The 22,307-nt window shown below is 66.6% G+C and carries 18 protein-coding genes and 1 pseudogene; 13 read left to right on the top strand and 6 right to left on the bottom strand.

The features are described 5' to 3' along the window. Positions 1-57: 57 nt before the first annotated feature. Positions 58-3,015 carry a Tn3 family transposase gene (locus MMB17_RS25200; RefSeq protein ID WP_053622085.1) on the bottom strand — a complete coding sequence of 986 codons (2,958 nt, stop codon included), beginning with the start codon at positions 3,013-3,015 and terminating at the stop codon, positions 58-60. Between the two features lie 143 nt (positions 3,016-3,158). On the opposite strand from MMB17_RS25200, the gene MMB17_RS25195 reads away from it, so the two are divergent. The 3 genes from MMB17_RS25195 (at position 3,159) to MMB17_RS25185 (ending at position 5,398) form a co-directional block, all read left to right on the top strand. Beyond that, positions 3,159-3,728, top strand: coding sequence for a recombinase family protein (locus MMB17_RS25195; RefSeq protein WP_043075164.1), 570 nt, complete (start codon positions 3,159-3,161; stop codon positions 3,726-3,728). A 612-nt stretch (positions 3,729-4,340) separates the two neighbouring features. Next, positions 4,341-5,030, top strand: a complete 690-nt coding sequence (locus MMB17_RS25190; protein WP_043388460.1) for a ParA family protein — start codon at positions 4,341-4,343, stop codon at positions 5,028-5,030. After that, the gene (locus MMB17_RS25185; RefSeq protein ID WP_051976340.1) at positions 5,030-5,398 is read left to right on the top strand and encodes a hypothetical protein; all 369 of its coding nucleotides are present in this window, start codon (positions 5,030-5,032) and stop codon (positions 5,396-5,398) included. Before MMB17_RS25190 ends, MMB17_RS25185 begins: the two co-directional genes overlap by 1 nt. Positions 5,399-5,564: 166 nt before the next feature. Here MMB17_RS25185 and MMB17_RS25180 read toward each other — a convergent pair whose 3' ends face one another. Together MMB17_RS25180 and MMB17_RS25175 are read right to left on the bottom strand one after the other, a co-directional pair. Further along, positions 5,565-5,975, bottom strand: a complete 411-nt coding sequence (locus MMB17_RS25180; RefSeq protein ID WP_238247135.1) for a TetR family transcriptional regulator C-terminal domain-containing protein — start codon at positions 5,973-5,975, stop codon at positions 5,565-5,567. Continuing rightward, complete coding sequence (locus MMB17_RS25175; protein WP_238247138.1) at positions 5,976-6,113, bottom strand: TetR/AcrR family transcriptional regulator; 138 nt, start codon at positions 6,111-6,113, stop codon at positions 5,976-5,978. A 112-nt stretch (positions 6,114-6,225) separates the two neighbouring features. Here MMB17_RS25175 and MMB17_RS25170 point away from each other — a divergent pair. Beyond that, a pseudogene (locus tag MMB17_RS25170) lies at positions 6,226-6,396 on the top strand (aldo/keto reductase); the annotation flags it as partial. 411 nt (positions 6,397-6,807) lie between these two features. On the opposite strand, the gene MMB17_RS25165 reads toward MMB17_RS25170, so the two are convergent. Next, complete coding sequence (locus MMB17_RS25165) at positions 6,808-7,134, bottom strand: metal/formaldehyde-sensitive transcriptional repressor (protein ID WP_053622404.1); 327 nt, start codon at positions 7,132-7,134, stop codon at positions 6,808-6,810. 344 nt (positions 7,135-7,478) lie between these two features. Between MMB17_RS25165 and MMB17_RS25160 the strand changes: the two genes are divergently transcribed. The 7 genes from MMB17_RS25160 (at position 7,479) to MMB17_RS25130 (ending at position 15,305) form a co-directional block, all read left to right on the top strand. Further along, complete coding sequence (locus MMB17_RS25160) at positions 7,479-7,703, top strand: hypothetical protein (RefSeq protein ID WP_043388285.1); 225 nt, start codon at positions 7,479-7,481, stop codon at positions 7,701-7,703. A gap of 258 nt (positions 7,704-7,961) precedes the next feature. Next, positions 7,962-8,447, top strand: a complete 486-nt coding sequence (gene hisE / locus MMB17_RS25155; protein WP_051976331.1) for a phosphoribosyl-ATP diphosphatase — start codon at positions 7,962-7,964, stop codon at positions 8,445-8,447. 22 nt (positions 8,448-8,469) lie between these two features. Further along, the gene (locus MMB17_RS25150; protein ID WP_043388287.1) at positions 8,470-10,146 is read left to right on the top strand and encodes an NRAMP family divalent metal transporter; all 1,677 of its coding nucleotides are present in this window, start codon (positions 8,470-8,472) and stop codon (positions 10,144-10,146) included. Between the two features lie 258 nt (positions 10,147-10,404). Then, positions 10,405-12,177, top strand: coding sequence for a Na/Pi cotransporter family protein (locus MMB17_RS25145; RefSeq protein WP_043388296.1), 1,773 nt, complete (start codon positions 10,405-10,407; stop codon positions 12,175-12,177). Between the two features lie 13 nt (positions 12,178-12,190). After that, positions 12,191-12,640 (top strand): SLOG family protein, encoded by a 450-nt coding sequence (locus tag MMB17_RS25140; protein ID WP_081948878.1) that lies wholly within the window; start codon positions 12,191-12,193, stop codon positions 12,638-12,640. Between the two features lie 26 nt (positions 12,641-12,666). Beyond that, entirely contained in the window at positions 12,667-13,071 is a 405-nt protein-coding gene (locus tag MMB17_RS25135) for a hypothetical protein (protein WP_091995204.1), read from the top strand. Positions 13,072-13,169: 98 nt separating this feature from the next. Continuing rightward, positions 13,170-15,305, top strand: coding sequence for a carbohydrate porin (locus tag MMB17_RS25130; RefSeq protein WP_051976342.1), 2,136 nt, complete (start codon positions 13,170-13,172; stop codon positions 15,303-15,305). A gap of 110 nt (positions 15,306-15,415) precedes the next feature. Here MMB17_RS25130 and MMB17_RS25125 read toward each other — a convergent pair whose 3' ends face one another. Together MMB17_RS25125 and MMB17_RS25120 are read right to left on the bottom strand one after the other, a co-directional pair. Continuing rightward, positions 15,416-16,000 carry a response regulator transcription factor gene (locus MMB17_RS25125; protein WP_053608462.1) on the bottom strand — a complete coding sequence of 195 codons (585 nt, stop codon included), beginning with the start codon at positions 15,998-16,000 and terminating at the stop codon, positions 15,416-15,418. Next, the gene (locus tag MMB17_RS25120; RefSeq protein WP_078946964.1) at positions 15,997-17,097 is read right to left on the bottom strand and encodes a sensor histidine kinase; all 1,101 of its coding nucleotides are present in this window, start codon (positions 17,095-17,097) and stop codon (positions 15,997-15,999) included. The genes MMB17_RS25125 and MMB17_RS25120 overlap by 4 nt, the downstream gene beginning before the upstream one ends. Before the next feature lie 534 nt (positions 17,098-17,631). Here MMB17_RS25120 and MMB17_RS25115 point away from each other — a divergent pair. Next, positions 17,632-18,972, top strand: a complete 1,341-nt coding sequence (locus MMB17_RS25115) for an efflux RND transporter periplasmic adaptor subunit (protein ID WP_053608461.1) — start codon at positions 17,632-17,634, stop codon at positions 18,970-18,972. A 52-nt stretch (positions 18,973-19,024) separates the two neighbouring features. Then, positions 19,025-22,198, top strand: a complete 3,174-nt coding sequence (locus MMB17_RS25110) for an efflux RND transporter permease subunit (protein WP_053608460.1) — start codon at positions 19,025-19,027, stop codon at positions 22,196-22,198. The last annotated feature ends 109 nt before the right edge of the window (positions 22,199-22,307 follow it).

Genomic DNA, 22,307 nt, shown 5'->3' with positions numbered 1-22,307 from the left:
GAGGACGTCGCGTTGGTTGTTCGCCCAGTTACGCCAAGGAAGAACGCTGCGTGAACGTCATGCAACGCGACGTTGGCGCGGCAGGTTGAGCGGCCGCCGGCCCCTCGGCATGGCGACGTGGTCCCAGAGGAAGTCTCCGGAGAGCGCGATGTGCTCCCACCCGACGGGCGAGGTGTGGCTCAGCAGGTCGTCGGGCGCGGGCTCGACCGTCGTACGCAAGTGCGCCACCGCGTCGGCCATGTAGGTCGAGTTCCAATATACGATGGCGGCGATGACGAGGTTGAGCCCCGAAGCGCGATACTCCTGCGCCTCGCGCGAGCGGTCGGCGATGCGTCCCTGTTTGTAGGTGCAGATGGCACCGGCCAGAACGTGGCGCTGCTCGGACTTGTTCAGTCCCGCATGGCAGCGTCGGCGCAGCGCGGGCGCCTCGAGCCAGTCGAGCATGAACAACGTACGGCAGATGCGGCCCATCTCGGCGAGCGCGAGGTCGAGCTGGTTCTGCCGTTCGTAGGCGGCAAGCTTCTTCAGCATCGCGGAGGGCGCGACGACGCCGGCCTTCAGCGAGGCTACGAGGCGGATGATGTCCCCCCAGTGCTCGCGAATGAGTTCGACGCGCACCCTCTTTCCCATGATGGGCTTCAGCGCCGGGTATCGTGCGGCGGGCTCGATCGAGGCGAGCCGGCGGTCGGGGAAGTCGCGCAGGCGGGGGCAAAAGCGGAAACCCAGCAGCGCGCACAGGGCGTGGACGTGGTCGGTGCTGCCGCCAGTATCGGTGTAGTGCTCGGCGATGCTCAGGCCGCTGCCGTGATGGAGAAGCCCGTCGAGGACGAAGGGCGCCTCGTGCTCGGTGGCCGAGATCACGGTCGCATGGAAGGGATCGTGCTGATCAGAGGTGTGGGTGTAGAAGGCAAAGCCTGGATCGACACCGTAGCGGGCGTTGACCTCGCCGGCGGCGTCGCCGCGCTTGCCCGACCGGAAGAACTGACCGTCGGACGCCGAGGTGGTGCCATCCCCCCACACACAGGCGATCGGCAGCGCGTGGTGCGCGTCGATGATGCGCGCGAGCGCGGCCCGGTATGTCTCATCGCGGATATAGGCTTCGCGGGTCCAGAGAAGCTGGTCGCGGGTCACGCCCTGGCTCGCCTCGGCCATGCGAGACAGGCCGAGATTGGTGGCGTCGGCGAGGATCACGGCCAGGAGTGCGGCCTCGTTGTCGACCGGCCGGTGCGTGCGCAGATTGGTGAAGGCGGAGAGGAAGCCGGTCTCGCGCGCCACCTCGTGAAGAAGGTCGGTGACGCGCACGCGCGGCATCAGTGCGTCGATGCGCTCGGCCAGCGCCGCCGCGTCCGGCGGGGTCGCGGAACGCACCGGCGCGATAGACAGCCGGCCGTTCTTCATGGACACGCCCTCGACTTGGCCTCGGGTCAGGCGGCCTGCGAAGCGCTGGAGGCGCCAGTCGAGTTCACGGCCCCGCTCCGACAGCCACGCGTCGCCGCTCGCCGGCAAGTCGAGATCGGTGACGATGGGCGCAGCTTCGGCCGCAGGAAGGAGATAGCTGTCGAAGCGACGATACTCGCCCGAGCGCTCCACCCAGACGTCGCCCGAGCGCCACTTGTTACGCAGGTGGGCGAACACCGCAGTCTCGTAGAGCCTGCGGTCGACCTTGCCGTCAGCACCGGCGACGAGCCTGCGCCAATCCTTCTTGAACGGCATCGGCGCGTCGCGGGGCACGTCGCGTTTTCCGGAGCGGTTAAGCTGACGCAGGGTGGCGAGAGCAGCAATCGTGGGGTCCGTGCTCCGGCTCGCCCTGAAGTCGATCGCCTCTAGAAGGAGCGGCGCGAACTTCCTGAGGGTGCCATGCCGGTCGGCGGCGCGCACCAGCGGATCCTCCTCCGCGAGGTCAGCGATCGCAGCCGCGTCAGGCTTAGCGTGGATAAGCCGGTCCAGCCCGACCGCCCCGTCGATCGCGCTGAGCGCGTCGCCGCCGTCGCGCACCGCGGCCTCGACCGCTTCGATCGTGCCGTGGAGCAGGCGCATGAGCCGGCCAACGTCACGCGAGGTCGCCGTGTAGGTGCGCTCGCGGGCATTCTTCCCCCGTGTGAAGCTGGCACCGATCAGCCGATCGGCCATGCCGAGCACGGCGTCGGTCAATCGCCTCTCCAGGTCGAGCAGCGCCGCGACCAGGATGGCGCGGCGTCGGTGCGGCGTGTAGCGTTCGATCGCGTGGGGCGACGACAGTTGTCCCTCCCGCACGAGTGCGCGCAGCCGGTCGGGGTGGATCCGGTTGGTGAGGGTGGGGTCGAGACCGACCGCGCGCACCATCGCCAGCCGGTCCACAAGTTCGCGAACGTGGTCAGGCTTGGGCGCGACCGGCAGGTCCCTCGTCCAGGCAAGCAGCGTGCGGCCGGTCGCAGGATCCACGGCCAGCATTGCATCGAGCCTTGTGATCTGCTCGTGCGAGAGGCCGGCGAGCAAAGCGTCGGCGGCGCGCTTCCTCGCACGAGCGCGTCCGGCCAGCCCGGCGCGTTCGATCGTGTCGGGTGTCGGCAGGACGATGCGGACGTCGCGCAACGCGTGGATGATTCCTTCAGCGATCGGCCCTCCCTTGTCTGTCGGCCACGCCGCAGCCGCGGCGGACTCGATCATCAGCGGCAGATCCACCCGCGTCGCCGGGCGCAGGCCCAGGGCGCGCTCGAGCTCGCGAGCGTGCTCGGTCGCGGTCGCGACTCGGGCTGCGTAAGCGGCAAAGGCGCTCGGCTCGATCCCGAGTTGCTCGGCGAGGAAGACGACGAGCGCCTCGGGAGCGCCGGTAGCGACAGAGAGACCGAAGCCGGGGTCGCGCAGGAGCGCGAGCTGTAGCGCGAAGCCGAGCCGGTTCGCGTCGCCTCGATGCCCCGAGACGAGCGCCAGGTCGGTTAGGTCTAGGGTGTAGCGCCGGACAAGTTCGTCGCGACCCGTCGGCACGCCGAACAGCCGCTCGCGCTCGGCATCCGTCAGCAGGCTCCGACGTGCCATCCCGATCCTCCCACCGTCCAGAGAAGGCAGGGGATCATTGTGGACACGGATGCTTAACGGGACGCATTAAGTGGACGGGAACGAAGCCTGCGCCGGATCGGCTCGGCGGGCGTCCCGAGAACGGACGTTTGCGGGACGAGATCATGGGCGACGTGCTGGGTTACGCACGGGTGTCGACCGGAGACCAGGACGTCGCGGGGCAGACGCTGCGGCTCGAGCGGGCGGGCGCCATCTGCGTCTTCACCGACGTGCGGTCGGGCAAGAGCATGGACCGGCCCGGCCTGACCGAACTCCTCGCCTACGCGCGTCGCGGCGACACCCTGGCGGTGGTTCGCCTCGACCGACTCGGGCGCTCTCTCGCCGAGCTGTTGTCGAGCGTAAACCTGCTCAAGGAACGCGGCATTGCGCTCGTGAGCCTGGAGGAGAAGATCGACACCGGCTCGGCCGCCGGCGAACTGGTCTTCCACGTCTTCGGTGCGATCGCCCACTTCGAGCGGCGGCTGATCGCCGAGCGCACCAAGGACGGGATCGCGGCGGCCCGTGCCAAAGGCAAGCGTCCGGGCCGGCAACCGGTCGATCCGGACAAGGTCGTGGCCGCCCTGAAACTCGTCCAAGCCGGGCTATCGCCTACGGAAGCGGGGCGCCAGGTCGGGCTCGGCCGCGCCACCGTCTATCGCGAAATGGCCCTCGCCGGGATCACACGAGCGGTGTAGCCGCCACCCTCGCAGCTCTTCCGAGGCGGCAACCGTTCACGACCCGTTCGTCTCGACCGTAACTCAGCGAACAATCAACGCGACGCCCTCCTGATGACCTTTTTCCTGCCGTCCTGAACCACCCCATATTCCGGTAGGCACTTCTCCTTATTCGATGAACGTAGCGCGCGTGCCCCTCCGGCGAGGCGAGAGCACGCGGCCAGGCGGTGACCGCCGCGACGGTTTTGGCGGTGGCGCGCACCATCTCGGCCGAAAATTCGGCCCGGTTGAGCCGGGGAATAAGACTCGCTCGCTTTGTAGGACAAAACGGCCAAGGTTTAGTATTTAGTGGAAACCAATCAGCTGTCTGACAGCTGTCTGATACCCTCATACGAATACCGGGGAGGGCGCCTAGCGCCGTTCAGTCAGACATACGCCAGGATCCAGACAGCTTTCCGAAAGAGAATGGCTATCTGACAGCTTTCTGGTTATAAACAGGGTGTCGCCGGGTTAAGGTGGCTTTTACCGCAGAGCTGGAAGCTTCCCGGAACCGGATGGCTTTCCGACAGCTTCCCGGCACCTAACGGCTGCCCGGCAGCTTCCCGGTGCCTGACAGCTTCTAACGAGGTGTCTATGCCTGTCATCACGTTCTCATCGCCTAAGGGCGGTGCCGGCAAAACCACGGCTGCCTGCATCCTCGCCAGCATGCTGGCGGAGCAGGGAGCGACCGTAACCATCATCGACGCCGACCCCAATCAGTTCGTCCAAGAATGGGCGCAGCTGCCGGGCCTGCCCGCCACCCTTCAGGTCGTAGGCGGCGCGACGGAAGAGACGATCATGGACAAGATCGAGGAGGCGGCCAGCATGACCGCCTTCGTGATCGTGGATCTGGAGGGCTTGGCGAGCCTCATGGTCAGCCACGCAATCTCGATGTCCGACCTAGTTGTGATCCCCGTCCAAGGCTCGCAGTTCGACGCCTCGCAGGCTGCCCGTCAGATCGGGCTCATCAAGCGGACGGAGAAGCGCGGGGGGAGGGCCATTCCCTACACGGTGCTGATCACGCGCACGAATCCCGCGATCATGCCCCACACCCTCAAGCACATCTTGCAGAGCTTCGACGAGCGCGCGATCCCGGTCCTGAAAACCCGCTTGTGCGACCGTGAGGCCTACCGTGCCATGTTCTCCTATGGTGGCACGCTGCAGGGCCTAGCAGGGAAGGGGGTCGCCAACACGACCGTGGCGATCAACAACGCGGCCGAGTACGCCGCGGAGATTGTGCAGCGCCTGCGCGACAAGCGCGAGCAGGCCAAGGAGGTTGCGTGATGCCCGGCCAGCCCAAGCCTGAACGCACCGATCCGCTCGGCAAGCTCGACCTCGGTGGACTGGACGACTTCAAGCCCACGCCACGCGCTGCCCAGCAGCCGAAGCCGCCGGTCGAGGCAATTCGTGCCGTCTCCGAAGCGGAAGGTTTCCCCAGCCGCGAGTCCGCCCCACGCGAGAAGGCGAAGCCGGCATTGGCCAAGGTCGAACAGCGCCGCTACCGCACCGGCCGCAACAAACAGCTCAGCCTCAAGGTGACGGAAGAGACCGCCCAGCGCTTCACCCGCCTAGCCGACGAACACCGCTTGGTGCTTGGCGAGCTGCTGGAAAGAGCGCTTGAAGCCTACGAGGCCGCCCACAAAAGGAAATGACCTTCTCAAAAGCCTATCGGGCACCGAATAGGAAGCCAAAAGAAACCAGACAGCTGCCAGGAAGACCCACGGCGCCTCCCACACAGGGCACAATCAAGGTCTGGAAGGCCAAGCCAAGCTGGTTCGTCGTCATGCGCATAAGGGCAGCTTACGGAGCGTTGAGCTCTCAAGCGTGAGATCGTGGTGATGGCCAAACGAGCATGGCCAATTTCGCCACCTGCTGGAGCTTCGCGCGGCTCCCGCCGTCGCGCGCCAGGGTGGACAGTCCCTGGATCGCCGTTATGACGAAAGCTGCCAGCGCCGTCGGATCCGCCGTGCCCGGGACGTCTCCCGCGTCGATGCCGGCGGCGATCTTGTCGCGCAACGCGGCTTCGATCTCCCGACGGATCGCGGCCAATTCCTCTTTGACATCCTCAGCCTCGGCCGAGACCGCGATCGCCGAGCTGGCCAGCAGGCACCCCGCCGGCGTGTCCGTGCGGGTGAACGCCATCGCTGCGCCGTTAATCAGCGTGCGCGCGGCTGCCTCGGCGGTGGGTGCCTCCGCGATCACGTCAATGGGCGACTGCGGCTGCGCCAATTAGCGCCGGACCGCAGATCGGAACAGCCCCTTCTTGTCGCCGTAGGCGACGTAGATGCTCGGCGGTGTAACCCCCATCGCCCGCGTAAGCTCGGCAAGGGAGGTGGCCTCATAGCCGTAGCGCCAGAACAGCAGCATGGCCGGGAGCAGGGCAGCATCTGGGTCGAATGAAAGCGGGCGGCCGGTCTTGCGCCTGGATGTTGGGTCGATTGGTTTCATATCAAACAATACGAAAATTTAAGCAATGTAGCTGACCGACAACCGCACCTTGGGCCGCTCTGACCTCGCCGTGAGCCCCCTCGCGCTGAGCACGATGACCTTCGGCACTGCGCCTTGGGGCTCGAACGAGGCAGACAGCCGGGCGGTGTTCGACGCCTACGTGGACGCGGGTGGCAACTTCGTCGACACTGCCGATGTCTATGTGTGAAAGAGCCTCAAAGGCTGACCGCTCTCTCAGGTCACTTTAAGTCATTGCTCTTAAATTAAAATTTGTACCGAAGGTGGGGCACGATCGTGCCCCACCTTCGGTACAAATTTCTTAGCTTCCATAATGGATTACATCTGCTTTGCGCGGCTTCATCCTTCGACGCCTATCTACACCACAGTCAACTTCAGTTAGATGTCGACTTCCAAAACTCTTGGCGGGGAGCATCTGAACAGTGACGCCAACCTCGTAAGGAAGACCCCGGAGGAGCGCAACCGCGTCCTGACAACTCTCTTAATACATCTCGCTGAGGCAATGATACATGAAATTATTTAATTGATATTGAGTGTTTTTTGAACAACGATGCCTCTTGGAGTTATTATTCAAATTACAAAATACTTACGTCATTTAAGTCAAGTACGAATGAATGATCTCGATCAATTCCTCGCCGGCGTCCTCGCGCGTCTCCTCGGGCAAGTTGGCCTGCGGGATCAGATACTCACGGACATGTTCCTCCAGAACCTCGGCCATCAGACCATTGATCGCACCCCGTGCGGCGGTGATGCGCTGCAGAAGATCGGAGCAGCTCGACTCGCCCTGCAAGGCGCGCTCGATGGCGTCGACCTGACCGCGCAGGCGCCGCACCCGGTTCACCAACCCGCGCTTGTCCCGCAGTACGTGCGTGTCACTCCGAGCCTGTGATCCCGCGTCGACACTGTCATCCCGTCTCGCCATCGAATTCGTCCGACCTGCCAGTTTTAGAACTTTTCCAAAGAACCCGGCTTGACAGCCGTCAGCCTCGTCACCATACCCGGTCAGGTATCCGGCCGTGCGCCGGGTCCGATGTCAACGCCTCGGGACCGATGAACCCTCGATCTAGACCCTCATCCTCCATCGGTGAAGGCCGCGCACCGTCCGGTGCGGGCTCGCGCCGGCGGGGGATGGTCGACCCGCGCGGAGCGGAGCGCCATCATCTGACGGTCTGAGCCGGCAAGACCTCGTCTCGCCAGCTTCGTCAGCTGGCGCTCAAACCTCCTCTCGGGTCGCATCCGCAACCACCCGACGAACAGGAGGTGACCATGGCTTTCGTCCACGCCCTCGCGCCCGCGCTGCCCTACGCGCTGCGGTCCGGGCTCTTCCCTCAGCGGCGCAGCGGCGCCAGCCCGGCCGCTCCCACATCGACGCGTCCCGTCACCGGTGACACGTTGGCACCGGCCAAGTGGGCGGGCGATCACGTCGTCGCCGTCTGGCGACGCGACGAAGCGGATCGTCTCGTCTGCGCCTGGCAACTCGCACCCCGCTGATCCGACAAGCCGCCGATACCCGCTGAGGTATCGGCGGCTCCGCGCTGTGAAAGCACCATGACAGGCCGATCTTCATCCACTGTGGAGCCTCCCAGTCGCGCGCGCGACCGACGGATCTCCCACACCCGCCCCGGCTCGGATCGCGAGCACGGCGTCATCTGGCGCGACAACCTCTCCTCGCGAGCGGCCTGAACCGCACCGGAATGCCTTGCCCGAGCCCAGCCGGTCGCACGCGACCCAAGCTCGGAGTCATCATGCATGGTTTCTCTCGTCCGCGATCCCCTGCCGCCGCGTCGCGGCGTGCCGTCCTTTGCGGCGGCGGATGACGATGCCGACCCGGGAGGCCGGCTTGCTCCGTCCTGTCCCGGCGCGCCCGAGGGTGTCCGCGCGACAGGGCCCGATGAGATCGCCAGGCTCTACGCCGCGCTCGATCTGGTCTCCCCGCAGACCAATCCGCGCACGGCGCGACTGCTCGCGGCCGGCGCCAAGCGCATGGCGCAGAAGCTGATCGAGGAGGCGGGCGAGGTCGCACTCGAGGCGTCGCGCCAGCACGCTCGCGCCACCGTGCGCGAGAGCGCCGATCTGCTCTACCACCTCGTCGTGCTCTGGCGCGAGTGCGGCATCGCCCCGGACGAGATCTGGGCCGAGATGTACCGGCGTGCCGAGCGCTTCGGCATCGCCGAGAAGCTGCCCAAGGGCAGCTCTGAAGCGGGCGGCGTTCGCGCCGCCGACGATTTCACCTGATCCTCGGCGTCGGACGACACCTATGACCGCTCACACCTCGGCGCTCGACGCGTCCAGCCTTCCCGCCACGGCCGTCTTGGACGAGGCCCATCGCGGCGACATTCGCGGCGCGCTCGGCACCATCGCCGAGGGCGATCACGCACCCCGGATCGGCTGGGGGGCGCGCCTCAAGACGCTCCTGGCGATCCTCGGTCCCGGGCTCATCGTCATGGTCGGCGACAACGATGCCGGCGCCTTCGGCACCTACACCCAGGCCGGCCAGAACTACGGCACGGCGCTGCTGTGGACGCTGGCGCTGCTGATCCCGGTCCTGTTCGTAAACCAGGAGATGGTGCTGCGCCTCGGCGCGGTCACGGGCGTCGGGCACGCCCGCCTCATCCTAGAGCGGTTCGGCGGGTTCTGGGGCGCGTTCAGCGTCATCGACCTGTTCCTCCTCAACGCCCTGACGCTCGTCACCGAGTTCATCGGCATCAGCCTCGGCCTCGATTATCTCGGTGTGCCAAAGCTCTGGGGCGTGCTCGCAGCTGCAATCCTCGTGATCGCGGCCGCGAGCACCGGCGACTTCCGCCGCTTCGAACGCTTCGCGCTGGCGCTCGTCGCCGGCAGCCTCCTGCTCGTGCCCGTGGTGCTGATCGTGCACCCGCCGGTAGGCCAGATCGCCCGGGACTTCCTCGTGCCGCGGCTCCCCGCGGGCGCCAAGCTCTCGGAGGTGATGCTGCTGATCATCGCCATCGTCGGCACCACGGTGGCGCCCTGGCAGCTGTTCTTCCAGCAGAGCTACGTCATCGACAAGCGGATCACGCCGCGCTTCATGCGCTACGAGAAGGTCGATCTCTGCCTCGGCATCGTGCTCGTCATCGTCGGCGCGGTAGCGATGATGGCCTTCTGCGCCGCGACCTTCGCCGGAAGGCCCGAGTTCGGCAATTTCGGTGACGCGGGCGGGGTCGCAGCCGGGCTGGAGCGGTATGTCGGCCCGGTGCCGGCGGTGCTGTTCGCGCTCGCGCTCATCGACGCCAGCATCATCGGTGCGGCCGCCGTGTCGCTGGCTACCGCCTACGCCATCGGCGACGTCCTCGCCCTGCGGCACTCGCTGCATCGCAAACCCGGCGAGGCCAAGGGCTTCTTCCTGGTCTACTCCGGACTGATTGCACTGGCCGCAGGGTTGGTGCTGACGCCCGGCACGCCGCTCGGCCTGCTCACCAACGCCGTGCAGACGCTGGCCGGCGTGCTCCTGCCCAGCGCCAGCGTGTTCCTGCTCCTGCTGTGCAACGACAGGGCCGTGCTCGGGCCGTGGGTGAACGGGCGCGCGATGAACCTGTTCACCGGCGCGGTGATCTCCGTGCTTGTGATGCTCTCGCTGATCCTGACCGCGTCCGTCCTGTTCCCGGACGCCACGAACGAGACCGTCATCGTCGGCGTGCTCGTCGGCGGCAGCCTCGTCGCGCTGGTCACCGCGGGCGCGCTCGCGCTCCTGCGTCGGCGCACGTGCGCCGACGGGTTGGCCGTCGATCCCGCGGCCGGCGACCGGGCAACCTTGCCGCGCGAGCGCTGGCGGATGCCGCCGCTGGATCAGCTCCCGCTCGCCAAGCTGTCGCTGCCGGCGCGCGTGTGGATGGTGGTGCTGCGCGCCTACCTCGTCGTCGCTGGCGGCCTCGTCCTGATGCGCATCGTCGGCCTCGCCCTCGGCGGCGAGGGCTAGACCGGTGCGGCGGCGCTTCATCCCGGCCGCCGTCCGAGCCGGCCTGCTCCGGTGGCTCAGGTCGGACCTGGCCGCGCTCCACCTCGGCCTGCACGACCCGGCTGTGTGGCGGCGCGCGGCGATCCTCGCGTGCCTGCGCGATCGCCGGCCGGATCTGCTGACGGCCGACTCGCAGGGTTCGGCTGCCCTCGCGGACCGGATCCTGAGTGACGCCCTGGGCGACTTCACTGCGGCCTCGAGCCGATGCGGACGGGCGCCATGACCGGCACGCTCACCCTCTTGCACATTGCGGGCGCCGTCGCGCTGCTCCTGTGGGGCACGCACATGGTCACGACCGGCCTCGCCCGCGGCTTCGGGCCGGAGCTGCGCGACCTGATCGGGCGCGGGCTCAAGGGCCGAGCACGCGCCTGTTTCGCGGGTCTGCTCGTCACGGCGGTGCTCCAGAGCAGCACCGCCACCGCGCTCATGGCGACCGCCTTCGCCGCGAGCGGCACCCTCGACCTCTCGGCCGGCCTCGCCCTCATGCTCGGCGCCAACGTCGGTACGGCGTTGATCGTGCAGGTGCTGTCCTTCGACGTGGCCGCGGCCGCCCCCATCCTGATCCTGTTCGGGTTCCTGTTGTTCCGCGCGCGCGCGGATCGGTCCAAACCGCGCAATCTCGGCCGGGCACTGATCGGCCTCGGCTTGATGCTGACGGCGCTCGCGTTGCTCGGACAGTGCCTCACCGCCGTCGAGGCCACGCCGATCCTACGCAGCCTCGTGGGGGCGCTTGCGGCCGAGCCGGTCCTGGCCGTCCTGGCGGCGGCGATGCTCGCCTGGGCGGCTCATTCCAGCGTGGCGGCGATCCTGTTCATCGTCTCGCTCGGGGGTGCAGGCGTGATCACCCTTGAGGGTGCCCTCGCCCTCGTGCTCGGCGCCAACCTCGGCGCGGCACTGCCGCCCTATCTTGAAGCAGCCGGTGCGCCGGCAGCGCGCCGGCTTCCCCTGGGCAACCTGCTCGTGCGAGCGGCCGGCTGCGCCGCCGCGCTGCCGCTCCTCGACCCGATCACCGCAGGTCTCGCCGAGTTCGGCGTCGCTGACCCCGCGCGCGGAGCCATGGCGTTCCACCTCGCGCTCAACCTCGCGCTCGCCATCCTCGTCCTACCCTGGACGGCCGCGCTTGGCCGCCTCACCACGCGTCTCTTGCCCGCGCCGATCATGCCTGAGAGCGCACGGCAAGACGCGCCGATCGCGGAACTCCCGCACCACCTCGACCTCACCGCCCTGGCGACCCCGAGCCTGGCCCTCGCCAACGCCGCCCTTGAAGCCCTGCACATGGCGGATCTGGCCGGCGCAGCCCTGCGCGATGCCCTTCAGGCGTTCCGCACCGGAGATCGGACCTTGGCCGGTGCAGCCGGGCGGCGGGACGCGGCCATCGACCGGATCGGGCTCGCGATCCGGCGTTACCTGGCCGACCTCGGCGGCGAGGAGGTCGGCACCGTCTCGGCGGATGCGCAGGCGCGAGCCCAGGAGATCCTGACCTTCGTGCTCAACCTCGAGCACGTCGGTGACATCATAGCCCATAACCTGGTCGCGTTCGCCAGCCGGCGGCTGAAACGGACCGGCGAGCCGTTCTCCGTCGAGGAACTCGCCGACATCGAACGGCTCCACGCCGAGGCGCTCACCAGCCTGCAGCTCGCGCTCGCTGCGTTCCTACGCGACGACCTCGACGCCGCGCGGTCGGTGGCCCGGCGCAAGGGTCTCCTGCGCGCGCTGGAGCGCGCGGCCATCGACCGGCACGTCGCGCGCCTGCGCGATGCGCCGCACGACGCCGATCCGGCCGCGATGGCGGAGGCGAATGCGCTGTTCCTGCGGACGCTGCGCGATCTGCGCCGGGTGCACTCGCACGTCGCCGCGCTGTGCGCGCCCCTGCTCGAACGGCGGCACGAGGCGGTGCTCGGCGGCGAGGACGAGACCATCTCGGCCGGCGGTCCGGGCGGCGACGGCGAGGATCCGGTTCAGGAGGCGTCGAGCCTCCGGCCGGCAGCTTGAGCGGGAGACGACCATGCGGCTTGTCATTGGGGGCAGCGGTCATCTGGAATACCGGGATCTCGTGAGCTTCGAGTTGGCGAAGCTGCACCGCCGCTGCCGAGTCATGGTCCTGATCCACGGCGGTCTGGGCGGCGTCTGCGCGGCGGCCGAGGACTGGGCGCGGCGGGCCGGTGTGCACGTGGTGCGCTACCCGCCGAACTGGGTTCGCTACGGTAAGACGGCGGAGGCGGTGCGCAACCGATTCATGCTGAAGGACGCCCGACCCGATCTAGTGGCGGCCTTCCCCGGCGGCCCGCACACGCTGGATCTCGTGCGATGCGCCCTTCGGGCACGGCTCGCCGTCTACGAGGTGCCCGAGCGCGACGTGCCGGCCCAGACGATCCTCGACCGTGCGGACGGGCCGCCGGGTCGAGATCGCTCGAACGGGCTTCGAAGCCAGCGCGCTATCGTGCTGCACATCTGAACATCGACCGACACAGGGAGATCATCGTGGTTCGGCATCCCAACCTCGCGAGGCTGCTCTCAGGCCTCGGTCGATCGGCGTTCGGGCTGACGATGCGGGCCTACCGCGCCGGCCTGATCGGGCGGCGCGGCGCCCTGATCGGGACGCAGGTCGCGCATCAGCTGAGCCGAATGGGCTTGCAGGTCGCGCTCGACCACCGGCCGCTCGCGCGGCCACCCCGCGCAGGGCCGGGGACGGAGCGAGGCTCGACCGCGGGGCCAGCCGAGCTTCCGGTGCTGGTGCATATCCTCGAACACGCACTGCACGTCCTCTCGATCCTGCCGCGGATCATGCGCTCACGCCGTTTCGGGACGGCTCTGCTGATCCGCCTCGCCGTTGCCGGTCTGGGCGACGTGGGTTTTGCCATGCTCCGTCATGAACATATCGCGTGATCCAAGCTCCCGAATGGATCCGAGATCTCATCAAACATTCGTTTTATCGTAGATGCACAAAAAGATGAAATTCATACAGTAAAAATTGAGGCTATGCCATGAGATATCTGCAAATTCAGATCTTATCGCCGATCGAGAAGCTTTTATCGCTTCTGGGTGGCGCCGTCGCGATCCTATGCTTGGACCAAGCGCGGGCCGCCGAATGGAGAGGTTCATCGTCGGATCGCCCGACCGTCGCAGACTGGTCCGGCGGGTATCTGGGCGTCGAGGGCAGCGCCGGAGACGCCTACGGCAGCTTCAACTTCGACGCGGGCTCGGTCGAGCGTCGCTCCGTGCCGGCGTTTCGAAGCGGGGATAGCACTGGCCGCAGCGATCAGGGACGCAATGCCACGACGGTGCTGGGCGGTGTCGTCAGCGGCTACAACTGGCAGACCGGTCCGTACGTCTACGGCCTGGAGGCGGACCTCTACGGCGCAAACCTGAAGCGGCCCGTGTCGTCGACCGTGCCGGGGTTCGGCTTCGAGAACGGCGACGCCTCCTTCAGTCTCATCCGCGCTCAGGCAGATCTGTTCGGCGCTGCCCGCGCCCGTATCGGCTACGCGTTCGAACGCAACCTCGTCTACGCCACCTTCGGCCTCGCGGGCGCCGAGACACGCTTCCGCTCCACGTTTCCCGACCTGGATACCGGCTTCGCCGGGATCGCAAGGCGTGACCACTCCTATCTCGGCTTCACACTCGGGGCCGGCGTGCAGTTCGCAATCGCTGAGAACCTCGCCCTGGGCATCGACTATCGCTATGCCGATTACGGCAGGAGCGCTCGCTTCGGTCTCGGCAGCGTTGCGGGTCCGGACGGCGGGGCGTTCTCGACCCAGGCCTCGTTCACCTCAAACCAAGTGATGGCGCGGCTCCTCTGGGTTCCCGGAGGACTGCGCCTGCCCCCCGAACCCGACGAGCTCGCCCCCCACGATCCGGACAACGGCGACACCGGCCGCTTCTCGCTGCACGGCCAGACGACGTTCATCGACCAGGGGGTGACGGGCTTCCATTCGCCTTACCGCGGCGACAACAGCCTCGTGCCGCATCAGGCGCGCGGCACGCTCACCGCCACCGCCTTCCTCGGGTTCAAGCTGACCGACAACACCGAGCTGTATTACAATCCTGAGTTCGACCAAGGCTTCGGTCTGAGCCGCACGCTCGGCGTGGCCGGCTTTCCCAACGGCGAGGCGCAGAAGGCCGGCTCGTCCTCTCCGAAGCTGCGCTCGCAGCGCTACTTCGTGCGTCAGACCTTCGGGCTCGGCGGCGAGACCGAGACCGTGCCGGACGGGCCGAACCAAGTCGCGATCACACGGGATATCGAGCGGATCACCGTCGCGGCGGGCAAATTCGCGCTGGGCGACTTCTTCGACGGCAACATTTATGCCCACGATCCGCGCGTCGACTTCATGAACTGGTCGCTCTGGGAGTCGGCGGCCTACGATTTCCCGGCCAACCTGCCCGGCTACACCCAGGGCATCGTGGTCGAGTACAACCGTCGCGAGTTCGCGCTGCGCGCAGCCTATACCCAGGTCCCCAAGCTCCCGAGTACGGATCCGCTCGATCCGCGCTTCCCGCGCCGGGGCGGGGCCGTGGTCGAGTTCGAGGAACGCCACGTGCTCCCGATCCTCGACCAGCCGGGAAGGCTGAGGATCGGCGCGTTCTCGCACGAGGGACGTACCGCCAACTACCGGCAGGTGGTCGCGCTCGCGGACTCGATCGACATCCCCGACGTCAACACGGCCGTGAACCTCAGCCGGAGAACCCGCAACAAACGGGGCGCCTACATCAATCTCGAACAGGCGCTCACGCCGGAGATCGGCCTGTTCGCCCGGGTCAGCGCCGCCGATGGCCGCAATGAGAACCTCTCCTTCACCGATGTCGATCGGAGCGCCTCCGGTGGGTTCTCGTTCAAGGGCTCCCTGTGGGAGCGACCGAGCGACACGATTGGCATCGGCGCGATGATCAACGGCCTGTCGCGCGCGCATCGGGACTACTTTGCCGCAGGCGGCCTCGGCCTCGTGATCGGTGACGGGCAGTTGCGTTACGGGCCAGAGCGCGGCATCGAGACCTACTATGCGCTGGGTTTGACAAACACGGTGACAGTGTCGTTCGACTATCAGTTCATCGACAATCCTGGTTACAATAAGGATCGCGGCCCAGCCAATTTTTTCAGTAGTCGTCTACACATCGATTTTTAGTTTCTATTTTTGAAATTCACAACCAGTCCAGATGTATATGCCTCACATACTCTGAATCATTATTTCTATCATGTATATCTCGATCTAACCGATCCGTGGGATCCGCGCGTTCAGGCAGACATCAGCCCGAGGCGTACGCAAGTAATCGCGGCCTGCGTGCGCGTCGTCACGTTCAGCTTGCGCATCACGCGGTCTACGTGGAAGTTCACCGTCCGCTCGCTGATACCGAGGAGGGCGGCGATGGCGACAGAGGATTTGCCTTCCACCACCCGGGCGAGGACCTCCCGTTCGCGTTCGGTCAGCGTCGGGCGCTCGGTGTCCCCCACGGCCGGCGCTGTCCGCTGCAGGACGTTGTGCAGGACGGCCAGCAGCAGCTCGAAGTCGATGGGCTTGGCGACGAAGTCGTCGCAGCCCAGCTGGCGCGCCTCGATCTGGTTCTCCCGGCCGGCGAAAGCCGTCAGCAGCACGAACGGGGTCCGCGAGCCGGTCTTGCGCAATGCGCGCAGCAGTTCGAGCCCGCTCAGGCCCGGAAGGTCGATGTCGCAGAGGATCGCGTCGTGCGCCTCGCCCAACCGCGCCAAACCTTGCATGCCGGTGATCGCAAGATCGACACGGAAGCCCGCCTCTGCGAGCACCTCGTTGGTGAGTTCGGCGATGTCGGGATCGTCCTCGATGCACAGGATGCGCCGCGTCACGGCTTCGCTCCGGGCAGATGCAGGTGTACCGTCGTGCCCCGGTCGACCTGGCTCTCGATGCGAACCTGGCCGCCATGCGCCTCGACGAAATGGCGCACGAGATGCAGGCCGATGCCGAGGCCAGGAACACCGCCGCTGTTGGCGGCGCGATAGTAAGGCTCGAAGACCCGATCGAGTTCCTCCAGGGCGATCCCGACGCCGTGGTCGGCCACCGTGATCTCGCTTCCGTCGAGTAGGGCCGAGCGGCCGGCGTGGATGCTGATCGCGCAAGGCTGCGGCGAGTACTTGATCGCGTTCGAAACGAGGTTCGACACCGCCTGATGGATCAGGACGCGGTCGCCGTGCAGGGTTGGCTCGGCCACGCACACGGCGATGTGAACATGCGCGGCCTCATATTCGGCCACGAGCGCCTCGAGGAAAGGGACTGCCTCGATCGCCTCGCGGTTCAGCAAGATCTCTCCACGGCCGACTTCGGCAGCGAGGCGGACGCGCTCGACCAGACCCTTGAGGCGCGTCGCGGCGTGTCGGATCTTCTCGCTGCGAGCGATGATGTCCATCGGCTCGATCGTCTGCGCCAGCTTGCCGAGGCGATAGCCTTGACCGTCGATCGCAGTCAGCGCCGTCGCGATCTCGTGAGTCAGGATCTGCACGAACCGCCGTCCGGTCTCGGCCACCAGCCGTTCTTCGGTCAGACGTGCGTCGACCAGGGCGTGGTTGCGCCGTCGTTGCTCGACCAGGAAGGCGACGAGCCACTGCGCGGCGACCGCGATCACGCGGTTGACGACGAAGCTGAGGACGATCCCGCCCTCCGGCGGTCGAATGAACGAGCCGACCAACGAGGCGGCGGTGGCGAGGGCGGCGAGACGGAACGTGCTGCCGGGACCCATGTAGACGCCGAGGAGGATCGGCAGCGTGTAGGCGAAGCAGATCGAGACGTTGTCGGCGGGCTCGAAGAGATCAGCCGTGAACACGCCGACCACGAGGAGGAGCGCGAGGGCGAGCCTCGGCTTGAGACTAAGCATCGGCAACGTGGTAATTTGGAAGAGCGCTCGTCGCGCCGCGCGACTCGGCTCGATGAGCAGAGGGCGCGCGCGCATGAGACCGACAGGGCTAGCGGCGCGCTTGGGTAACGCTCGGGTTCCCGTATGGTGCGCGCTCGCCAACGCTTTACCCTCCTTACCGACGTAACCCAACACCGATTGAAAGCTCGGGACGGATCGCCGCTACCAATCTTTCACAGAACCTGAGCTGCGACATTCTCGCCGGAACTTAGGGTAGTAGAGCGAGGATCGCGCCGACCTGCAACCTGTCAAACCTGACAGTTAGACGACCCGCGCACGCCGCCCACCGCTTGTAAAAATCATCATACACTTGCCACGGTCCGATATAAAAACCCTAACACTAGGTTGCTAAGCTCAACTTCCGAGGGTGTGCGCCTGTCAGAACTGACAGTTGCCGAAGGAGGAGCAACGCTCTACCGCGAAGCTGCGCCTGTGTGAGCCGGCCGCTCGGGCGTCGGTGCCCGCGACAAGCCAGCGCGATACACGCTGATGCTTCCTGTTCGCAATGTTTAGTTCTGTATGCATCGAGCTGCAAAAGTATGCGCGGCAGTCGTTTAGAAAGGTCGCGGCATGGATGTGCGTAATCAGCTCCGGCCTGATCTTCTCGATGCTGAAGCCGGGACACCGCTGAGGCCATTCGGCTCGCCGACGCTGAAGATCGCCGCCGCGTCTATGCTTCTGATCGGCACCGTCGCGGCGGTTGCCATCTGGCCCGACGCCGCACGCGACGTCGCTGGCAGGACGGCAGCACTCGTCACCGGCCTGTCCGGCCGCCGCGCGGACAGAGCCGATGCTTCCGAACCGGCGACGACAATCGCGGTCGAGCGCAGCTTTCGGCCGACGCCGATGCAGCTCGCGTCGTTCGGGATCACGAGCGTTCAGGCGACCGAGTTCCGACCGCAAGGACTGGCCGAAGGGCGCATCGCGCTCAACGATGACGACAACGTGCCGGTCTACTCTCCCTATGCTGGGCGTGTCACCAAGATCACCGCCAAGGCAGGTGACGACGTGAGGGCGGGCCAGCCCCTGTTCACCGTCGAGGTGACCGACATGGTCCAGGCGCAGAACGATTTCCAGAGCGCGATCAACGCCCTCAACAAAGCCCAGGAGCAGCTCAAGCTCAACCAGATCATCGCCGCGCGCCAGCAGGTGCTATTCCAGGCCAAAGCCGCCGCGCTCAAGGATTATCAGAGCGCCGAGAACGACGTCATCTCGGCCCAGAGCGACAAACAGACCGCGGAGGCGGCCCTGGAGGCGGTCAAGAACCGCCTGCGGATCCTGGGCAAGACCGACGCGGAGATCGCCGCGTTCCAGAAGAACAGCAGCATGAGTCCGGAGACGGTGATCCGAGCGCCGATCGCCGGGACAGTCGTGCAGCGCAAGGTCGGCCTCGGCCAGTACCTCGGCACCGGCAGCGATCCGGTCTTCACCATCGGCGATCTCGCGACCGTGTGGCTGATCGCCAACGTGCGCGAGAGCGACATCCCCCGCATCCGGCTCGGTCAGCCGGCCGTGGCGACCGTCAACGGCTTCGGCGACCGCACCTTCCGCGCGCGTGTCACCTACATGGCCGCGAGCCTCGATCCGGCGACGCGCCGGCTCGCGGTCCGGTGCGAGGTCGAGAACCCCGATCAAGAACTCAAGCCTGAGATGTTCGCGCGGTTCGCGATCATCACCGGCGACGCCGTGAGCGGCCCGGCGGTCCCAGAGAGCGCGGTCGTTCAGGAGGGGGACCGCGCGCATGTCTGGGTGCTGCGCCCGGACGGCGCGGTCGAGGCCCGCGAGATCAAGCTCGGGCTGCGTGACGGTGATCTTCTGCAGGTCACCGAGGGCTTGCAGACCGGCGAACGGATCGTCTCGCGCGGCGCCCTCTTCATCGATCGGGCCGCGAGCGGAGAGAAGGCTTCATGATCACCGATCGACGAGCTTCGGCTTGCACCGCAACCGACCGCGGGAAGTTGTCATGACCGGCGTCATCACCTTCGTCCTGCGCCAGCGCGTCCTCGTCCTCCTGCTGTTTCTCGCGACGCTGGTAGTCGGCGCGGCCAGCTATGCCCAACTGAACATCGAGGCTTATCCCGACCCCGTGCCGCCGCTCGTGGACGTGATTACCCAGAACCCCGGCCAATCGGCCGAGGAGATCGAGCGCTACATCACCATCCCGCTGGAGGTGCAGCTCGCCGGCATCCCGAATGCCACCGTCGTGCGGACGATCTCGCTGTTTGGCCTCTCCGACGTGAAGGTCCAGTTCAACTACAATTTCACCTATGAGGAGGCCGAGCAGCGGGTCCTCAACCGCTTGTCGCAGCTCAGCCCCCTGCCGAACGGCGCCCAGCCCTCAATCTCGCCGGTGAGCCCGATCGGCGAGATCATGCGCTATCAGCTGGTCGGACCGAAGGGGTTCTCGCCCACCGACCTCAAGACGCTCCAGGACTGGATCCTGCAGCGGCGGTTCAAGGCGATCCCCGGGGTCATCGACGTCACCGGCTTCGGCGGCAAGACCAAGGAATATGAGATCGCCGTCGACCTCGCCCGGCTTCAAGGGCAGGGCCTGACCTTGGTGCAACTCGTCACGTCCCTGAACAACTCCAGCATCAACGTCGGCGGTCAGACGCTGAACATCGGCGAGCAAGCGGCCGTGGTGCGCGGCATCGGTTTGATCCGCGATCCGGACGACATCCGCAACACCATGCTCACGCAGGTGAACGGAACGCCCGTGCTCGTGCGCGACGTCGCCGAGGTGCGGGTCTCGAACGCACCCCGGCTCGGCATCGTCGGCCACGACGATCAGGACGACATCGTGCTCGGCATCGTGCTGCTGCGCCGCGGCAGCCCGAGCCTGCCGACGATCCAGCGCGTGGAAGCCGAGATCGAGAAGATCAACGCGAGCGGCATTCTCCCGCCCGACGTGCGCATCGTGCCGCTCTACGACCGGTCGGGGCTGATCGGCAAAACCACGCACACGGTGATGCACAACCTCGTCTTCGGCGTGGCGCTCGTGTTCGTGGTTCAGTGGCTGTTCCTGGGCTCGCTGCGAAGCGCCATCATCGTGGCGGCGACGATCCCGTTCGCCCTCGCCTTCGCGGTGGCGATCTTGGTGATCCGCGGCGAGTCGGCCAACCTGCTGTCGCTCGGTGCCATCGACTTCGGCCTGATCGTCGATGCGACCGTGATCATGGTCGAGAACGTCTTCCGACACTTGTCGGAGCATCCCGGCGGTCCGATCACGCACGCCGATGACGCTGGCGATGAGGGGTCGGCCCTGACGGGCAAGCTCGGCACCATCAGTTTCGCCGCGTCCGAGGTGAACCGGGCGATTTTCTTCTCGGCGACGATCATCATCGTCGGCTTCCTGCCACTGTTCACGCTGAGCGGCGTTGAAGGGCACATCTTCGGGCCGATGGCCAAGACCTACGCGTACGCGCTGATCGGCGGCCTGCTCGCGACCTTCACGGTCTCGCCGGCCCTGTCGGCCCTGATCCTGCCGAACGAGATGGAGGAGCGCGACACGCTCATCGTGCGCCTCCTGCACTTCGGGCACACGCGCTTCCTGCGCTTCGCCTTGGGCAACAAGATCCTGACGCTCGGCGCCATGCTCGTCGTCCTGCTCGTCGCCGGCACGATGGTCCGCTCGCTCGGCCTGGAGTTCCTGCCCAAGCTCGAGGAGGGCAATCTCTGGATCCGCGGGACGATGCCACCCTCGATCTCGCTCGAGGCCGCGAACACCTACGTCAACCGGATACGCGCCGTGCTCAAGGCGTATCCGGAGGTGGAGACCACGATCACGCAGCATGGCCGGCCCGACGACGGCACGGACGCGACCGGCTTCTTCAACGTCGAGATCTTCGCACCGCTGACCGACGAGGAGACTTGGCCATCGGGGCTGACCAAGGAGCGGCTCGTCGAGGATATGTCAAAGACGCTGGAGGAGCACTTCCCCGGCGTCGAGTTCAACTTCTCCCAGTACATCCAGGACAATGTCGAGGAAGCGGCTTCCGGCGTGAAGGGCGAGAACTCCGTCAAGGTGTACGGCAACGATCTCAGCGCGATCTCGCAGGCGGCCGAGCAGATCAAGGCGGCCCTGGCCGAGGTGAAGGGCATCACCGACTTGGCGATCTTCACCTCACTGGGTCAGCCGACGGTCCGCATCACCGTCGATCGCGAGAAGGCGGCCCGGTACGGGCTGGCGCCCGGGGATGTGAACACCACGGTTCAGGCCGCGATCGGCGGTCAGACCGCGGGTGACGTGTACGAGTATGGCTCGGATCGGCACTTCGCGATGCGCGTGCGCCTGGCCTCGGCGTACCGCCGCGACCTCGCCACGATCCGCAACATCACGGTGGGCGCCCAGAATCCGAGCGGCGGCGTGATTCCCGTGCCGCTTTCTGAGATCGCCACGGTCGAGCTCGTCTCGGGCGCCTCGTTCATCTATCGCGAGGGTCAGCAGCGCTACATCCCGGTCAAGTTCTCGGTGCGGGGACGCGACCTCGGCGGCGCCGTGATCGAGGCGCAGAACCGGGTCGCCCAGCAGGTCCAGTTGCCGCCGGGCTCTCACCTCGAATGGGTCGGCGAGTTCGGGAACCTGCAGGACGCGATCGCCCGACTGAAGGTCGTCGTCCCGATCACGCTCGCGCTGATCGCCCTGCTCCTTTACATCAACTTCTCATCGGCCACCGACATGCTGCTGACGCTGTCGGTGATCCCGATGGCGATGATCGGCGGCATCTTCGCCCTCGTGCTGACGGGGACGCCGTTCTCGGTCTCGGCGGCGATCGGCTTCATCGCGCTGTTCGGCATCTCGACCATGGAGGGCGTGATCCTGCTCGCCTACTACAACCAGCTCGTCGAAGACGGCTGGCAGCGCCGCAACGCGGTGTTCCAGGCCGCGACGGTGCGGATGCGCCCGGTGATGATGACCTGCGTCGCGGCCTGCGTCGGCCTGCTGCCGGCCGCCTTGTCGACCGGCATCGGCTCGCAGGTCCAGAAGCCGCTGGCGCTGGTTGTGGTTGGCGGCATCCTCCTGGCGCCGGCCCTGATCCTGGTCGTTATGCCGATCCTGATCTCGCTGTTCTCGCGGCGGCGACCGGCCAGGAGCACGCAGGTTCGACCCAAAGTACAGGCCGTGTCCGCCCCTTAAACGTCCCGCAATCGCCATAGAGAACGGTCAAGCTCAGATGCTTGCCGTCGCTCGACGGACCACGCCTGCAGAAGTGCCTCGATGCGTCCCGATCTCGATCATCATGCCG

The organism is Methylobacterium organophilum (assembly GCF_022533465.1).
Lineage (GTDB): Bacteria > Pseudomonadota > Alphaproteobacteria > Rhizobiales > Beijerinckiaceae > Methylobacterium > Methylobacterium organophilum.
This window is presented reverse-complemented; position numbering and strand designations above follow the sequence as displayed.

Bases quoted from the DNA above. Each gene is read 5' to 3' on its own strand.
- MMB17_RS25200 (WP_053622085.1), bottom strand. From the start codon at position 3,015: ATGGCACGTCGGAGCCTGCTGACGGATGCCGAGCGCGAGCGGCTGTTC.
- MMB17_RS25195 (WP_043075164.1), top strand. From the start codon at position 3,159: ATGGGCGACGTGCTGGGTTACGCACGGGTGTCGACCGGAGACCAGGAC.
- MMB17_RS25190 (WP_043388460.1), top strand. From the start codon at position 4,341: ATGCCTGTCATCACGTTCTCATCGCCTAAGGGCGGTGCCGGCAAAACC.
- MMB17_RS25185 (WP_051976340.1), top strand. From the start codon at position 5,030: ATGCCCGGCCAGCCCAAGCCTGAACGCACCGATCCGCTCGGCAAGCTC.
- MMB17_RS25175 (WP_238247138.1), bottom strand. From the start codon at position 6,113: ATGCTGCTGTTCTGGCGCTACGGCTATGAGGCCACCTCCCTTGCCGAG.
- MMB17_RS25165 (WP_053622404.1), bottom strand. From the start codon at position 7,134: ATGGCGAGACGGGATGACAGTGTCGACGCGGGATCACAGGCTCGGAGT.
- MMB17_RS25160 (WP_043388285.1), top strand. From the start codon at position 7,479: ATGGCTTTCGTCCACGCCCTCGCGCCCGCGCTGCCCTACGCGCTGCGG.
- hisE (WP_051976331.1), top strand. From the start codon at position 7,962: ATGGTTTCTCTCGTCCGCGATCCCCTGCCGCCGCGTCGCGGCGTGCCG.
- MMB17_RS25150 (WP_043388287.1), top strand. From the start codon at position 8,470: ATGACCGCTCACACCTCGGCGCTCGACGCGTCCAGCCTTCCCGCCACG.
- MMB17_RS25145 (WP_043388296.1), top strand. From the start codon at position 10,405: ATGACCGGCACGCTCACCCTCTTGCACATTGCGGGCGCCGTCGCGCTG.
- MMB17_RS25140 (WP_081948878.1), top strand. From the start codon at position 12,191: ATGCGGCTTGTCATTGGGGGCAGCGGTCATCTGGAATACCGGGATCTC.
- MMB17_RS25130 (WP_051976342.1), top strand. From the start codon at position 13,170: ATGAGATATCTGCAAATTCAGATCTTATCGCCGATCGAGAAGCTTTTA.
- MMB17_RS25120 (WP_078946964.1), bottom strand. From the start codon at position 17,097: ATGCGCGCGCGCCCTCTGCTCATCGAGCCGAGTCGCGCGGCGCGACGA.
- MMB17_RS25115 (WP_053608461.1), top strand. From the start codon at position 17,632: ATGGATGTGCGTAATCAGCTCCGGCCTGATCTTCTCGATGCTGAAGCC.
- MMB17_RS25110 (WP_053608460.1), top strand. From the start codon at position 19,025: ATGACCGGCGTCATCACCTTCGTCCTGCGCCAGCGCGTCCTCGTCCTC.